Annotated in this window: 13 protein-coding genes and 1 pseudogene; 6 read left to right on the forward strand and 8 right to left on the reverse strand. The window is 71.5% G+C overall.

Annotated features, from left to right (window positions below):
- Positions 1-60: 60 nt before the first annotated feature.
- A complete protein-coding gene (locus ACFY2Z_RS24385; protein WP_390746221.1) occupies positions 61-501 on the forward strand; it encodes a MarR family winged helix-turn-helix transcriptional regulator in 441 nt (146 codons plus the stop codon).
- Between the two features lie 19 nt (positions 502-520).
- Positions 521-1,048 carry an isochorismatase family protein gene (locus ACFY2Z_RS24390; protein ID WP_390746222.1) on the forward strand — a complete coding sequence of 176 codons (528 nt, stop codon included), beginning with the start codon at positions 521-523 and terminating at the stop codon, positions 1,046-1,048.
- A 36-nt stretch (positions 1,049-1,084) separates the two neighbouring features.
- On the opposite strand, the pseudogene ACFY2Z_RS24395 reads toward ACFY2Z_RS24390, so the two are convergent.
- The 6 genes and pseudogenes from ACFY2Z_RS24395 to ACFY2Z_RS24420 all read right to left on the reverse strand — a co-directional run bounded on the left by ACFY2Z_RS24395 (position 1,085) and on the right by ACFY2Z_RS24420 (position 8,430).
- Positions 1,085-1,800 (reverse strand): annotated as a pseudogene (locus ACFY2Z_RS24395) (SDR family oxidoreductase).
- Positions 1,801-2,001: 201 nt separating this feature from the next.
- Positions 2,002-2,850 carry a formate dehydrogenase accessory sulfurtransferase FdhD gene (gene fdhD, locus ACFY2Z_RS24400; RefSeq protein ID WP_390746223.1) on the reverse strand — a complete coding sequence of 283 codons (849 nt, stop codon included), beginning with the start codon at positions 2,848-2,850 and terminating at the stop codon, positions 2,002-2,004.
- A gap of 7 nt (positions 2,851-2,857) precedes the next feature.
- Positions 2,858-3,718: a 2Fe-2S iron-sulfur cluster-binding protein gene (locus tag ACFY2Z_RS24405; RefSeq protein WP_390746224.1), complete on the reverse strand. Its 861-nt coding sequence runs from the start codon at positions 3,716-3,718 to the stop codon at positions 2,858-2,860.
- On the reverse strand, positions 3,715-5,538 hold the full coding sequence (locus tag ACFY2Z_RS24410; RefSeq protein WP_390746225.1) for an NADH-ubiquinone oxidoreductase-F iron-sulfur binding region domain-containing protein: 1,824 nt from the start codon (positions 5,536-5,538) through the stop codon (positions 3,715-3,717). The genes ACFY2Z_RS24405 and ACFY2Z_RS24410 overlap by 4 nt, the downstream gene beginning before the upstream one ends.
- A gap of 4 nt (positions 5,539-5,542) precedes the next feature.
- Positions 5,543-7,462: a molybdopterin oxidoreductase family protein gene (locus ACFY2Z_RS24415; protein ID WP_390746226.1), complete on the reverse strand. Its 1,920-nt coding sequence runs from the start codon at positions 7,460-7,462 to the stop codon at positions 5,543-5,545.
- Positions 7,459-8,430 carry a 2-dehydropantoate 2-reductase gene (locus ACFY2Z_RS24420; protein ID WP_390746227.1) on the reverse strand — a complete coding sequence of 324 codons (972 nt, stop codon included), beginning with the start codon at positions 8,428-8,430 and terminating at the stop codon, positions 7,459-7,461. Before ACFY2Z_RS24420 ends, ACFY2Z_RS24415 begins: the two co-directional genes overlap by 4 nt.
- A 248-nt stretch (positions 8,431-8,678) precedes the next feature.
- Between ACFY2Z_RS24420 and ACFY2Z_RS24425 the strand changes: the two genes are divergently transcribed.
- The 4 genes from ACFY2Z_RS24425 (at position 8,679) to ACFY2Z_RS24440 (ending at position 12,101) form a co-directional block, all read left to right on the forward strand.
- The gene (locus ACFY2Z_RS24425) at positions 8,679-10,004 is read left to right on the forward strand and encodes an OFA family MFS transporter (RefSeq protein ID WP_390746228.1); all 1,326 of its coding nucleotides are present in this window, start codon (positions 8,679-8,681) and stop codon (positions 10,002-10,004) included.
- A complete protein-coding gene (locus tag ACFY2Z_RS24430; protein WP_355911973.1) occupies positions 9,979-10,107 on the forward strand; it encodes a hypothetical protein in 129 nt (42 codons plus the stop codon). Before ACFY2Z_RS24425 ends, ACFY2Z_RS24430 begins: the two co-directional genes overlap by 26 nt.
- Before the next feature lie 171 nt (positions 10,108-10,278).
- Complete coding sequence (locus tag ACFY2Z_RS24435; RefSeq protein ID WP_390746229.1) at positions 10,279-11,226, forward strand: beta-ketoacyl-ACP synthase III; 948 nt, start codon at positions 10,279-10,281, stop codon at positions 11,224-11,226.
- A gap of 197 nt (positions 11,227-11,423) precedes the next feature.
- Positions 11,424-12,101 (forward strand): GntR family transcriptional regulator, encoded by a 678-nt coding sequence (locus tag ACFY2Z_RS24440; protein ID WP_390746230.1) that lies wholly within the window; start codon positions 11,424-11,426, stop codon positions 12,099-12,101.
- Between the two features lie 120 nt (positions 12,102-12,221).
- On the opposite strand, the gene ACFY2Z_RS24445 is transcribed toward ACFY2Z_RS24440, so the two are convergent.
- Both ACFY2Z_RS24445 and ACFY2Z_RS24450 read right to left on the reverse strand, forming a co-directional pair.
- Complete coding sequence (locus ACFY2Z_RS24445) at positions 12,222-13,628, reverse strand: OFA family MFS transporter (protein WP_390746231.1); 1,407 nt, start codon at positions 13,626-13,628, stop codon at positions 12,222-12,224.
- 1 nt (position 13,629) lies between these two features.
- The gene (locus ACFY2Z_RS24450; protein ID WP_390746232.1) at positions 13,630-15,057 is read right to left on the reverse strand and encodes an OFA family MFS transporter; all 1,428 of its coding nucleotides are present in this window, start codon (positions 15,055-15,057) and stop codon (positions 13,630-13,632) included.
- Positions 15,058-15,121 lie beyond the last annotated feature (64 nt).

Consider the following 15,121-nt stretch of genomic DNA (forward strand, 5'->3'; position numbering starts at 1 on the left):
TGATCCCAACGGTAGCCAATTTCATTGGGGAGTCCAACGATTTTTCGCTAGGCTTCCGCCATGGCTGCCGAACCTCCCCTCACCGCGATCCGCTCCCTCCCGAGCTGGCTCCTCGGGCGCGCCGCCGCCCGCGGCCGCGCCCTGGTGGCCGAGGCGCTCGCCGCCGAAGGTCTGAAGATGTGGCACCACGTGGTGCTCTCGGCCGTCCGCGACCTCGCCCCGGTCGCCCAGGCCGATCTCGGCCGCGGCATCGGGCTCGACCCGAAGGACCTGGTCGGCATCCTCAACGACCTGCAGTCCGCGGGTCTCGTGGTGCGCGCGCCGGACCCCGGGGACCGGCGCAAGAACGCCGTGTCGCTCACTCCGGACGGCGCACGGCTGCTGGACCGCTGTGAGAAGGCCGCCCGCCAGGCGAATGACACCCTGCTCGCCCCGCTCTCGGCGGCCGAGCGCGACCGTTTCATGGATCTGCTGATCCGGATCTCGGGCACGGAGGGCTGACGACGGCTAACGTTCCGTCATGACCGCACCTCTCACACTCGATCCCACGCGCACCGCGCTCGTGCTCGTCGATCTGATGGACCGCATCGTCGCGCTGCCCCTGGAGCCCCGTAAGGGCACCGAAGTCCTGCACGCCGCCGAGGAGTTGGCGCAGACGTTCCGCGCGGCCGGCGCCCTCGTCGTGCTCACCCGCGTCGAACGCCCCTCGGTCGCCGAACAGCCGCCCGGCAGCGGACTGGCGGACGGCCTGCTCAGGGACGGCGACCTGGAGGTCGTGAAGGGGACGATCGGCGGCTTCCAGGGCACCCGTCTCGACGAGCACCTGCGGGAACGGGGCGTCAGCACCCTGGTGTTCGGTGGAATCGCCACCAACCTGGGCGTGGAGTCCACCGCCCGCGCCGCCGCCGACCTCGGCTATGCCCTCGTCTTCGCCGAGGACGCCATGGCCGCGTTCACCACCGCCGAGCACGAGGCGTCGGTCCGGCTCGACTTCCCACGCCTGGGATCGGTCGTGACGGCCTCGCGGGTGCGCCTGGCCACCGGGTGACCGGTCGGGCCCCGCCCCCATGCGGAGGCACGACCGTCAGACCAGCGGACCGCCGCCGTCCACGACCACCACCGAGCCGGTGCTGTAGCCGCCACGCATCAGATACAGATACGCCTCCGCGACATCCTCCGGCGTCCCCACCCGCCCCACCGGGAGCGAGGCGGTGGCGGCCCCGAAGAGCGCGTCCCGGTCCTCCCCGGTCATCTCCCGCCACAGTTCGGTGCGGACCAGACCGGGGAGACCACGTTCACCCGGACCGGGGCGAGCTCCAGGGCCAGCGCCCGGGTGAGCGACTCCATCGCGCCGCACAGGCTCGCGGCCACGGTGGTGCCGGGCAGCGGCCTGCGGCCCGCGGTCCCCGTGGTCAGCACCACGGAACCGCCCTGGCGGATCCGGGACGCCCCGTGCATGACGGCCGTGTACGCGCCCCACAGCCGGGTGTCCAGAAAACGCCGCGCCCGCGCCAGATCCGCATCGGCCAGGCTCTCCATGAGCAGCGACTCACCGGCCGTGCAGACCAGGTGGTCGAAGTCCCCGACCGCCTCGAAGAAGGCGCGTACCGCGTCCTCGTCGGTGGCGTCGAGCGCCCGGCCCTCGGTGCCCTCCGGGAGCCGCCGCAGCGCGGCGTCCACGTTCTCCTGCCGCCGTGAGGCGACCACCACCTCCGCCCCCTCCCGAGCGGCCGCCTCCGCGACCGCGAGTCCGATGCCCGACGTGCCGCCGACGACGATCCGCTGTCCTCGCAGGCCCATACCGGTGCCCCTTTCGTGCCGGTCCGACGCAATCCGGCCTGCGCCCCCGCCATCCCGCCGTCCAAGACCTCCTCCGACGGTGGCGATCCCCCGAAGGCGACGGAAGGGAGGTGGCCCAGGAGCGGAACTGAGACGGGGCCCCTGCGGCGCAGGGGGCGCTCCCCGCCGGTCGGGGCCCCGCCGCCGTGCCGCGGGGAGCCGTCAGCCCTGGGCGGCCGCGGTCCGCAGGGTGATGCGGTCCTCGCCCGCGTACACGTTCATGGAGCTGCCCCGCAGAAAGCCCACCAGGGTCAGACCCGTCTCCGCGGCCAGGTCGACCGCCAGCGACGAGGGCGCCGAGACCGCCGCCAGCACCGGGATGCCCGCCATCACGGCCTTCTGCGCCAGCTCGAAGGAGGCCCGCCCCGAGACCAGCAGCAGGGTCCGGGACAGGGGCAGGTCCCCGTTCTGCAGGGCTCGCCCGACCAGCTTGTCGACCGCGTTGTGCCGGCCCACGTCCTCGCGGATGTCGAGCAGTTCCCCGTCCTCGGTGAACAGGGCCGCCGCGTGCAGCCCGCCGGTCCGGTCGAAGACCCGCTGTGCGGCCCGCAGCCGGTCGGGGAGGCTCGCGAGCAGCTCCGGGTCCACCCGGACCGGGGGGTTGTCGGCGATGGGCCAGCGAGCCGTCGTACGGACCGCGTCCAGGCTCGCCTTGCCGCACAGACCGCACGACGAGGTCGTGTAGACATTGCGTTCGAGGGTGATGTCGGGGACGGTCACGCCCGGCGCGGTCTGCACGTCCACCACGTTGTACGTGTTCGATCCGTCGACGGTCGCCCCGGCGCAGTAGACGATGTTGCGCAGCTCGTCAGCCGCGCCGAGCACCCCCTCGCTGACCAGGAATCCGGCCGCGAGCGCGAAGTCGTCGCCCGGGGTGCGCATGGTGATCGCGAGCGGTTTGCCGTTGAGCCTGATCTCCAGTGGTTCCTCCGCGACGAGCGTGTCCGGGCGGGCGGAGACCGCGCCGTCCCGGATGCGGATCACCTTGCGTCGTTCCGTGACTCGTCCCATGTTCTGATCAGCCCCGGTTCTGTACGTGCTGGTAGCCGAAACGGCCCTTGATGCAGAGGTTGCCGTGGGTCACCGGGTTGTCGTGCGGGGAGGTGACCTTCACGATCTCATTGTCCTGCACGTGCAGAGTGAGATTGCAGCCCACACCGCAGTACGCGCAGACGGTCGTCGTACGCGTCTGCGCCGACTCGTCCCAGGTACCCGCGGCGCGCCGGTCGAACTCCGACTTGAAGGACAGCGCCCCGGTGGGGCACACCTCGATGCAGTTGCCGCAGTACACACATGCCGAGCCGGTCAGCGGACCGTCGTGCTCGACGGCGATACGGGCGTCGAAGCCGCGCCCGGACACGGCGATCGCGAAGGTGTTCTGCCACTGCTCGCCGCAGGCGTCCACGCACTTGTAGCACAGGATGCACTTGTCGTAGTCGCGCACATACAGCTCGTTGTCGATCCGCGGCTGCTCGCCCAGCCGGGCCGCGTCGGGGCCGAAGCGGTCCGGCTCCGCGCCGTACTCCTTCAGCCACTCGGCGGCCCTCGGGGTCGTCGACAGATCGACCGAGGACGCGAGGAGCTCCAGCACCAGCCTCCGGCTGTGACGCACGCGCTCGGTGTCGGTCCCGACCTCCATACCGGGCTCCGCCCTGCGCGAGCAGGCCGGCACGAGGGTGCGCGCGCCCTCGACCTCGACGACACACAACCGGCAGGCGTTCTTCGGGGTGAGTGTGTCGCCCTGGCACAGGGTCGGGACGTCCTTCCCGGCATCCCGGCAGGCGTCCAGGATCGTCGAGCCCTCGGGCACCCTGACCGTCTGCCCGTCGAGGGTGAACTCGACCAGCCGGCGCGGCACTCCGAGCGGTATCGCGGTCATTCGTAGGCCCCCAGACGGTCGACGGCGGATTCCACGGCGTTCCACGCGGTCTGTCCGAGACCGCAGATCGAGGCGTCTCGCAGGGCTCGGCCCACCTCCCTGAGCAGCGCGATGTCATCGGCGGCCGCCGCGCCCGTGCGCTCCACGATCCGCTGCAGCGCCTCCTGCTGCCGCACGGTCCCCACCCGGCAGGGCACGCACTGTCCGCAGGACTCGTCGCGGAAGAACTCGGCGATCCGCAGCAGCAGCCGGGGGAGCGGCACGGTGTCGTCGAAGGCCATGACGACCCCGGAGCCGAGCGTGGTCCCGGCTCGCCGGGTGCCTTCGAAGGTGAGCGGGATGTCCGTTTCGTCGGGGCGTACGAAGCCACCGGCCGCACCGCCCAGCAGCACGGCCCGCAGCCCCGGCCGCACCCCGGCCAGTGCCAGCAGCTCGCCGAGGGTGACGCCGAAGGGCACTTCGTAGACGCCCGGCCGCGCGACGCTCCCCGAGACACAGAACAGCTTGGGCCCCGTGGAGTGCTCCGTGCCGATCGCCGCGTAGGCCTCCGCGCCCTGCGTCAGGATCGGCAGGACGTTGACCAGCGTCTCCACGTTGTTCTCGACGGTGGGCTCGCCGAACAGCCCTTTCTCCACCGGGAACGGCGGCTTGCTGCGCGGCTCGCCCCGGTACCCCTCGATGGAGTTGAACAGGGCGGTCTCCTCACCGCAGATGTAAGCGCCCGCGCCCCGGCGGATCTCGATGTCGAAGGCGTACCCCTGACCGAGGATGTCGTCGCCGAGCAGACCCCGCGCGCGTGCCTGGGCGATCGCGTGCTCCAGCCGCTGAAGCGCGCGCGGGTACTCGCCGCGCAGATAGATCCAGCCGCGGTGCGCACCGATCGCACAGCCCGCGATCGTCATCGCCTCCACCAGCGCGTACGGGTCACCCTCCATGATCACGCGGTCCTTGAAGGTGCCCGGCTCCGACTCGTCGGCGTTGCACACCAGATGATGCGGGCGGCCGGGCTGGGACGCCGTGGCCTGCCACTTGCGGCCGGTGGGGAAGGCGGCGCCGCCGCGCCCGACCAGACCCGAGTCGGTCACCTCCCGTATCACCCCGGCGGGGCCCAGCGCGAAGGCCCGGCGCAGGGCCGTGTAGCCGCCGTGGGCGCGGTAGTCGTCCAGCGAGGCCGGGTCGACGACGCCGACCCGGCGCAGCAGGATCAGCGAGGGGTCGCCTGCCTGGGGAACCGCCCGCTGCGCCGGAGGTTCCGGCGGCGCCGAGTCGGGGGCGCTCGCGGCGAGCACCGCGGCCTCCGCCGTCGCCGGCGCCGACACCGCCGTACGGACCGGATCCCCGGCCCTGATCGCGAGCGTCGCCGGAGCGCGCTCGCACAGGCCGAGGCAGGGGCTCCGCTCGACGCCGACACCGCTGCCGGGCCCGAGCCGGGCCTCGATCCCCGCGCACAGCGCGCCAGCCCCGGCGGCCGTGCAGGCAAGGTCGGTGCAGACGTGCAGTACGGTCGCGGGCCGGGGCGCGACCGAGAACATCGCGTAGAAGGTGGCGACCCCGTAGGCCTCCGCGGGCGGCACGGTCAGCCGCCGGCACAGATAGCCGAGGGCGCCCGCGCTGATCCAGCCGATCCGGTCGTTGATCGCGTGCAGCCCCGGCAGCAGCAGCTCACGGCGGTCCCGGGCGGCGCGTCCGCCGCGCGCCCACCTGAGGTCCTCCTCGGAGCGGTCGGCACCCTCCCACGCGGACTCGGGAGGGCCGAGCAGGGCGTCGACGGCCGCCCGTTCCTCGTCCGTCGGCTCGCTGTCGCCGAAGTGCAGGTCCATGCCATCACCTCACGCGGGTCGTTGCCGGAAGCTTCTCGACACGGATCGCCGACGCCTTGAACTCCGCCGTGCCCGCGATCGGGCAGTTGGCCTCGATCGTCAGCTGGTTGGTGTCCACCTCGTCGGGAAAGTGCATGGTCATGAAGGCGAGTCCGGGCCGCAGCGCCGGGTCGATCCACACCGGCGCCACCACCGACCCGCGCCGCGAGCTCACCCGGACCTCCTCGCCGACGGCCACCCCGTAGCGCTCCGCGTCCTCCGGGCACAGTTCGACACTCTCGCCGCGCCGCAGCGGGGAGGCGAAACCGCCGCTCTGCACCCCGGTGTTGTACGAGTCCAGCCGCCGCCCGGTCGTCAGCCGGATCGGGAACTCCTCGTCCGTGAGATCGACGGGCGGATCGTGCTGGACGAGGCCGAAGGGCGCGAGAGCGCCGCGCTCCGCCGGGTCCGCCGCCCACAACCTGCCGTGCAGATAGCCCGGTTCGAGGCCGTCGGTGCTCGGGCAGGGCCACTGGATGCCCTGGTGCTCCTCCAGACGCGCGTAGGTCATCCCGTAGTGGTCCGGGGACACCGACCTCAGCTCGTTCCAGACCGCCTCGGCGTCGGCGTACTTCCAGTCGTGGCCGAGGCGTGCCGCCAGGGCGCAGAGGATGTCGATGTCCTCGCGGGCCGCACCGGGCGGGGCGACCGCACGCCGTACGCGCTGCACCCGCCGCTCGCTGTTGGTCGTCGTGCCCTCCGTCTCCGCCCAGCCGGCGGTCGCGGGCAGCACCACATGCGCCAGTTCGGCGGTCCTGGTGAGGAAGATGTCCTGCACGACGAGGAAGTCGAGCGCCCGCAGCCGCCGTACCGCCTGCTCGCTGTCCGCCTCCGACTGCGCCGGGTTCTCGCCGATGCAGTAGACGGCCCTCAGCGAGCCGTCCTCCATCGCCTCGAACATCTCCGTGAGGTTCAGCCCGTAGTGCGGCTGGATGACGGTGTCCCAGGCGGACTCGAACTTGTGGCGCGTCCCGGGGTCAAGGATGTCCTGGAAGCCGGGCAGCCGGTTGGGGATGGCGCCCATGTCGCCGCCGCCCTGCACGTTGTTCTGGCCGCGCAGGGGCTGCAGGCCCGAGCCGTAGCGGCCGACATGCCCCGTCAGCAGGGACAGGTTGATCAGCGCGCGCACGTTGTCGGTGCCGTTGTGGTGCTCGGTGATGCCGAGGGTCCAGCACAGCTGGGCGCGCTCGGCGCGGGCGTAGGCGTGCGCCAGCTCGCGGACGGCGCGGGCCGGTACGCCCGTCACCTTCTCGGCGAGCGACAGCGTCCACGGCTCGACCAGTGCGCGGTACTCCTCGAAGCCGGAGGTCGCCCGCTCGACGAACGTCTCGTTGACCAGCCCCGCGTGGATGATCTCGCGGCCGATCGCGTGCGCCATCGGGATGTCGGTCCCGACGTTCAGCCCGAGCCAGCTGTCCGCCCACTCGGCGGTCGTGGTGCGGCGCGGGTCGACCGCGTACATCCGGGCGCCGTTCCCGATCCCCTTCAGCACGTGCTGGAAGAAGATCGGGTGCGCGAAGCGGGCGTTGGAGCCCCACATCACGATGACGTCGGTGTGCTCGATCTCCTCGTAGGACGACGTCCCCCCGCCCGAACCGAAGGCGGCCGACAGGCCCGCGACGCTCGGGGCGTGGCAGGTGCGGTTGCAGGAGTCGACGTTGTTGGTGCCCATGACGACGCGGGCGAACTTCTGTGCCACGTAGTTCATCTCGTTGGTGGCGCGGGCGCAGGAGAACATGCCGAACGCGCCGCGGGCCGCCGCGAGTCCGCGGGCGGTACGGTCCAGCGCCTCGTCCCAGCTCGCCTCACGGAACGGCTCGTCGCGAGAGTCCCGGACGAGCGGGCGGGTGAGCCGGGTGTAGGTCCTGGGTTCTCGTTTCCTCATGCGGCGCTCCTCAGCGCGAGCAGGTCCGAGATGGCGTGCACGGTGCGCAGGGTCGGCACCTCCACGCCGGTGATCTCTGCCAGTTCGACGACGGCGGCGAGCAGGACGTCGAGTTCGAGCGGTCTGCCGCGCTCCAGGTCCTGGAGTGTGGAGGTGCGGTGGTCGCCGACGCGTTCCGCGCCCGCGAGCCGCCGTTCGATGGAGACGCCGACCGTGCAGCCGAGGGCCCCGGCGACCGCCAGGGTCTCGGTCATCATGGTCTCGATGACCCTGCGGGTGCCGCCGTGCACACACATCTGCCGCATGGTCGCGCGGGCCAGCGCGCTGATCGGGTTGAAGGAGATGTTGCCGAGCAGCTTGAGCCAGATGTCGTTGCGCAGGTCGGGCTCCACCGGGCATTTGAGCCCGCCCGCCCGCATCGCCTCGCTGAACTCCACGCAGCGCGCCGAGACGCTCCGGTCGGGCTCGCCGACGGAGAACCGGGTGCCTTCGAGATGGCGTACGACCCCCGGGCCGTCCAGCTCGGTCGCCGCGTAGACGACGCAGCCGACGGCCCGTTCGGGCGCGAGCACCGCACTGACCGCGCCGTCCGGGTCCACGCTCTCGACCCGGCGGCCGTCATGGGGGCCGCCGTGCCGGTGGAAGTACCACCAGGGGATGCCGTTCTGGGCAGCCACGACCGCCGTGCTGTCGTGCAGAAGCGGCGCGATCAGCGGACCGCACGCCGCGTACGCGTGGGCCTTCAGGCCCAGGAGGACATAGTCGGCCGGGCCGACGTCGGCCGGGTCGTCGGTGGCGTGGACGTGCGCGGTGAAGTCGCCGCGGGGGCTGCGCACGTGTACGCCGTGCCGCCTCATGGCCGTCAGATGCGGTCCACGGGCGATGAGATGCACATCGGCGCCCGCACGGTGGAGTGCGGCGCCGACGTAGGCGCCGATCGCACCGGCGCCGAGGACTGCGACTTTCACGGGGAACGCTCCGTTCGGTCGAGGGAGTACCGCGGAGGCGGGGAACATCGGATCGACGAAGACCGTCGATGAGAGAGCGTCGAAGAGTGTCGACGAAATATTGTCTACAGTATGGACCTGGCCTCGGCAAGAGTCCGCGCACCCGCATCCTCCCGCCTGACCGTTCGCCGCAGCCCGCATACCGTTCATCGCATACGGTCGACGCGACGGGTTCTCAACTCCTGTCCGGCTGCCTACCGTTCGAGCCCATGAGCCCTCCCGTCGCACCCCCGGGATGGAGCCGCTGGCTGGTGCCGCCCGCCGCTCTGTCCGTCCACCTCTCCATCGGCCAGGCGTACGCCTGGAGCGTGTTCAAGCCGCCCCTGGAATCCGCGCTCCACCTCAACGGCACCGAAAGCGCCCTGCCGTTCCAGCTCGCCATCGTCATGCTCGGCCTGTCCGCCGCGTTCGGCGGCACCCTCGTCGAGCGCAACGGGCCCCGCTGGGCGATGACCGTGGCCCTCGTCTGCTTCTCCTCCGGCTTTCTGATCTCCGCGCTCGGTGCGGCGAGCGAGCAGTACTGGCTGATCGTCCTCGGCTACGGGTTCGTCGGCGGTATCGGCCTAGGCATCGGCTACATCTCGCCGGTCTCCACGCTGATCAAGTGGTTCCCGGACCGGCCCGGCATGGCCACCGGCATCGCCATCATGGGCTTCGGCGGCGGCGCGCTCATCGCCTCGCCCTGGTCGGCGCAGATGCTGCAGTCGTTCGGCTCCGACCACTCCGGGATCGCGCTCGCCTTCCTGGTGCACGGCCTCGCGTACGCCGTCTTCATGTCGCTGGGCGTGCTGCTGGTGCGGGTGCCGCGCACCGAGCAGCCCGTGGCGGACGGGCCGAGCGTCGTCGACGGCGTGCAGGTCTCCGCCCGCAGCGCCGTGCGCACCCCCCAGTTCTGGTGCCTGTGGGTCGTCCTCTGTATGAACGTGACCGCCGGCATCGGCATCCTGGAGAAGGCCGCCCCCATGATCACGGACTTCTTCGCGGACACCTCGACGCCCGTGTCGGTCTCCGCGGCCGCCGGCTTCGTCGCCCTGCTGTCGGCGGCGAACATGGCGGGCCGCATCGGCTGGTCCTCGGCCTCCGACCTGATCGGCCGCAAGAACATCTACCGCGTCTACCTGGGCGTCGGCGCGCTGATGTATCTGCTCATCGCGTCCTTCGGCGACTCGTCCAAGCCCCTGATCGTCCTCTGCGCGCTGGTGATCCTCTCCTTCTACGGCGGCGGCTTCGCAACCGTCCCCGCCTATCTGAAGGACCTCTTCGGGGCCTACCAGGTGGGGGCGATCCACGGCCGGCTGCTCACCGCCTGGTCGACCGCGGGAGTCCTCGGGCCGCTGATCGTGAACTGGATCGCGGACCACCAGAAGGCGGCCGGGAAGCACGGCCCGGATCTCTACGGCCTGTCCTTCATGATCATGATCGGTCTGCTCGTGATCGGGTTCATCGCCAACGAACTGGTCCGGCCCGTCCACCCCCGCCACCACCTCTCCGTACCGAAGGAGGCCGCCGATGGCCGGCGAGAGCAGCCCGCCTGAGCGGCGGACCCTGACCGTCCTCGCCTGGCTGTGGGTGGGGGCACCCCTGTGCTACGGCCTGTACGAGCTGGTCCTGAAGGCGAAGCAACTGTTCACCGGATGAGCCGGCGGAGGAGCCCCGGGCGGCCGGGCCGCGGATGCCCGGCCGTCCGAGGGCTGCGGGAAGCCGACAACGCGGACGCGCCATTCCTGTCGCTTCACCTGCCGTCGTACCCGTGAGTCACTGATCAGACTGGTGGATCCCGCTACCCACGGCAACGGAGGGGACCCACCCATGCACGGCTCACGCATCGCCGCCGTCGGCCACTACCAGCCCGCCAAGGTGCTCACCAACGAGGACCTGGCGGGCATGGTCGACACCAGCGACGAGTGGATCAGATCACGGGTGGGCATCCGCACACGCCACATCGCCGGCCCCGACGAGCCCGTCGACGAGCTGGCCGCGCACGCCGCCGCCAAGGCGCTCGCGGCGGCGGGCCTGGCCCCCGGCGAGATCGACCTGGTGCTGGTCGCCACCTCCACCGCCGTCGACCGTTCGCCGAACATGGCCGCCCGTGTCGCCGCACGCCTCGGCATCCCGCAGCCGGCCGCGATGGACATCAACGTCGTCTGCGCGGGCTTCACCCACGCCCTCGCCACCGCCGACCACACCGTGCGCGCGGGCGCGGCCACCCGGGCGCTCGTCATCGGCGCCGACAAGATGTCCGCCGTGACGGACTGGACCGACCGTACGACCTGTGTCCTGGTCGGGGACGGCGCCGGGGCCGCCGTGGTCGAGGCGTGCCCACCGGGCGCCGAGACCGGGATCGGGCCGGTGCTGTGGGGTTCGGTGCCCGGCATGGGGCACGCGGTGCGCATCGAGGGCACGCCGCCGCGGTTCGCGCAGGAGGGGCAGAGCGTGTACCGCTGGGCCACCACCCAGCTGCCGCCCATCGCCCGGCAGGTCTGCGAACGGGCCGGCACCGCGCCCGAGGACCTCGCCGCGGTCGTGCTGCACCAGGCGAACCTGCGCATCATCGAGCCGCTCGCCGAGAAGCTCGGCGCGGTCAACGCGGTCGTCGCCCGCGATGTCGCCGAGTCCGGCAACACCTCGGCGGCGAGCATCCCGCTCGCCCTGTCCAAGCTCGTGGAACGCGGGGAGATCTCCTCGGGGGACCGGGTGCTCCTCTTCGGCTTCGGCGGCAACCTGTCGTACGCGGGCCAGGTCGTCCGATGTCCGTGAGCGGTCCCGGGGCTCGGTGACCGTTGCCGCGTGTCCATGCCCGTCCCGCGGGGCGACGGGTCGCGCCGCGGCCGTCGTACGACAACGACCGATTCGCCCCCTGCCACGCTCCCTGCGCGCCGTAGACTGTAGACGAAAGACAATCCATACTGGCTTTCCCGGCTACCGCGCCGTCGTTGCCCTGGAGGGGGACCGCGATGTTGTCGACAGGACTGCCGCAGGGAGCGGTGCCCAGGCTGGAGCGCCCCGGCCCGCTGCGCGACCGTGTCTACGAGGCGCTGCTCGAACTCATCACCACCCGCGCCCTGCAGCCCGGTCAGCATCTCGTCGAGAGCGAACTCGCCGGGCATCTCGGAGTCTCCCGGCAGCCGGTGCGCGAGGCACTGCAGCGGCTGAACACCGAGGGCTGGGTCGATCTGCGCCCCGCCCAGGGCGCGTTCGTGCACGAACCGACGGAGGAGGAGGCCGACCAGCTCCTCACGGTGCGTACGCTGCTGGAGGCCGAGGCCGCCCGGCTCGCCGCCGCACACGCGGGCAGCGCGGGCATCGCGGCCCTGGAGGAGCTGTGCGCCCAGGGAGAGCATGCCGTCGCCGAGGACGACGTGGACGGGGCGGTCACGCTGAACGCCCGCTTCCACGCGAAGGTGATGGAGCTCGCGGGCAACGCGGTCCTCGCGGAGCTGGCCGGGCAGGTCGACCGGCGGGTGCGCTGGTACTACACCCCGGTCGCCCGGCAGCGGGGACAGCAGTCCTGGACCGAGCACCGGGAGCTGATCTCCGCGATCGCCGACCGCGACGAGCAGCGGGCCACCCGGCTGATGCGCGAACACACCGAGCACACCCGGCGGTCGTACCACGCCCGGGCGGAGTCCTGAGCCGGCCCGGCACCGGCCGATACGGCGGTGGCCCTCCCGGACGCGGGAAGGCCACCACAGGACCTACGAGGGCCGGCCGGTAGGCCGGTGAGCGGGCCCGGCGGTACGCCGGTCAGCCGGTCAGCCGGTCGTGCGCGGTTCCGGAGCCGGTGTCGCCTGCCGGCTCCGGCCCGGCTGCCGCAGCAGCAGGGCGATCGCCGCCGCCACCATCGAGACACCCCCGGCCAGGGCGTACGCGCCGTCGTAGCCCCAGGCCGCGACCACCATCGAGCCGAGACCGCCGCCGAACAGACCGCTGACCAGCTTGCCGCTGTACACCAGGCCGTAGTTGGTGGCGTTGTAGTTCTCCCCGAAGTAGTCCGGGGTCAGCGCCGCGAACATCGGGTAGAACGCGCCGCCGCCGAACCCGGAGAGGAACGCGAAGAACAGGAACAGCCATTCGCTCTTGATGTCCCCGGCCCAGATCACCCCGAACTGCGCGAGGCCGAGGACGACGATGACGAACACCAGGGTCGGCTTACGGCCCCAGATGTCGGACAGCCAGCCCACGACACCCCGGCCGATGCCGTTGATGACCGCCATCACGCCCATGGACGACGCCGCCACCAGCGGTCCGAAGCCCACCTGCTTGGCGAAGTCGACCTGGAACGAGATCCCGAAGATCGACACCCCGGCCGTCATCACGATGGAGATCCACATCAGGGGCAGCATGCCGGTCCTGATGGCCTCCCCGGGGGTGTACTGCCGTACCGCGGGCGGGTTCTTGACGAGAGCGGCCGCGTTCTTCCGGTTGCCGGAGACGGCGAGCGGGTCGATGTCGGCGGGCCACCAGTTCTTCGGCGGGTCCTTGAAGAAGAAGGCGCAGCACACCACCACGATCAGGATGTAGCAGCCGATCAGGTCCAGCACCTCGTTGTAGTTCGCGGTGTCGAACGCGTAGTTGAAGATGAAGATGAACGGCAGCGATCCGTACGCGAAGCCGCCGTTGACGAACCCGGTCCGCGCGCCGCGCCGTTCCGGGAACCACTTGCCGACCATGTTGATACAGGTCGCGTAGACGAGACCGGCACCGATCCCGCCGACCACACCGAAGCCCAGGATCGCCGCCCATACGTCGCTCAGGTGCGACAGGGCCAGGAAGCCGACCAGACACATCCCGGACCCGAGGAACATCGCCCTGCGCGCGGTCAGCACCCCGCGCTCCCGCAGCCAGCCGCACGGGAAGGCGATGCCGGCCTGGAAGAACACCCAGACGCTGAGGATCCAGAAGGTGTTGCTCTGCGTCCAGCCGTGCGCGTGGGACAAGGTGTCCTCCGCGGAGCCGTACGCGTACTCGAAGACACTGATGGCCATCATGGCGATCCACGGGAGATACACCATGAGCTTGCGGGAGTGGCCGAGGATGTCCCGGTCGGTCTCACCGATGCGGTAGACACGGCCGTGGGCGTCGGTCACCTCGCGATAGGACCGGCCCGCGGCCCCGGGGCCGGCCGACGAGCTGTTCGTGGCTATGGGGTCTGCCGTCATGTCACGCCATCTCCTCGCCGAGCGGATGCGGGTTGGGGACGATGCGCCGGGCGTCGGGCCTGCCCGGTGCCTTCAGGAAGAGGGCCAGGACCGCGGAGGCCAGGCCGACGGAGCCCGCCAGGACGAACGCGTCGTGGTAGTTCCACTCACCGACGACGACCGCGCCCAGACCGGAGGCGACGAGCCCCGAGATCAGGTTCGAGCTGTAGACCATCCCGTAGTGGGTGGCGCTGTGGTTCTCACCGAAGAAGTCCGCCGTCATGGCCGCGATCAGCGGGAGCACCGCGCCGCCGGCGAACCCGGAGACCATCGAGCAGACGAGGAAGAACGGCACGCTGCCCGCCTGGCCCGACACCGGTACGCCGAACTGGGCCGCGCCCAGTACGGCACAGACCACCACCAGGGTGGTGCGCCGGCCGCGGCGGTCGGAGATCCAGCCGATCACGCCTGCCCCGGTGCCGCTGACGATCGCCGTCAGGGACATCGCCGTGGCGACGACACCGCCCGCGAACCCCATGTCCGCACCGAACGGCACCTGGAAGGCGATCCCGAAGACGTCGATCAGGGTCGTGCCCAGCAGACAGAGCGACAGCAGCCACAGGACGGGGGCGCGGGCGGCCTCCTTCGGTGTGTACTGCCTGACCGCCGGGGGATTCCGCTCCAGAACGCGGCGGATCCGCGCATCCCGCGTGCCCGGTACGGGGTTTCCGCGGCCTGGACGGAGCACGGAGCCCGGGACGGGGGCCGTGTGCGCGGGCCACCAGTTCTGCGGCGGATCCTCGAAGAAGCTGCCGACCGCCGCCACCATCAGACACAGCCCGACCCCGAGCGCGGTGAGCACCACGGTGTGGCCGGCCGGGTCGAGTACGGAGGTGAGCAACAGCAGGAAGGGCACGGACCCGTGGGCGAAACCGCCGCTCACGAAGCCCGTCCCGGCGCCCCTGTGCTCCGGGTACCACTTGCCGGCCATGGTCACGCACGTGGCGTGGACGAGGCCGGCACCGATGCCGCCGCACACCCCGAAGCCGAGAAGGCCGACGGTGCTGTGCGGAGCGAACGCCGCCGCCAGGGAGCCCAGCAGCATGGCGCACGCCCCGGCCGCCATGGCCGTACGGGCGGGCAGCCGGCCGCTCTCCCGCAACCGGCCGGCGGGGAAGGCCGTGGCCGCCTGGAAGAACACCCAGACGCCCAGCAGCCGGTAGATGTGCCCGTCGCGCCACAGCTGCGCCGTGTGGAGCGTGTCCTGTGCCGACGCGAACGCGAACGCGGCGGCGCCGATGCCCGTCATGCCCACCCAGGGCAGGACGACCATCCAGATACGGGAACGGCCCATGATGTCGACGTCGCTCTCGCCGATCCGGTACACGCGGCCGTTGCGGTCCGTCACCTCGCGGTAGGGGACGGACGTCGGTAGATCGGTGGATGTCATGTATGCCCAGCACCCCTTGCGTCGAAAGTTCTGGCCAGCGCCCCCTGTCCCATGCCTTTCGTGC

This window comes from Streptomyces sp. NPDC001222 (assembly GCF_042896945.1).
Classification (GTDB): Bacteria; Actinomycetota; Actinomycetes; order Streptomycetales; family Streptomycetaceae; genus Streptomyces; species Streptomyces gibsoniae.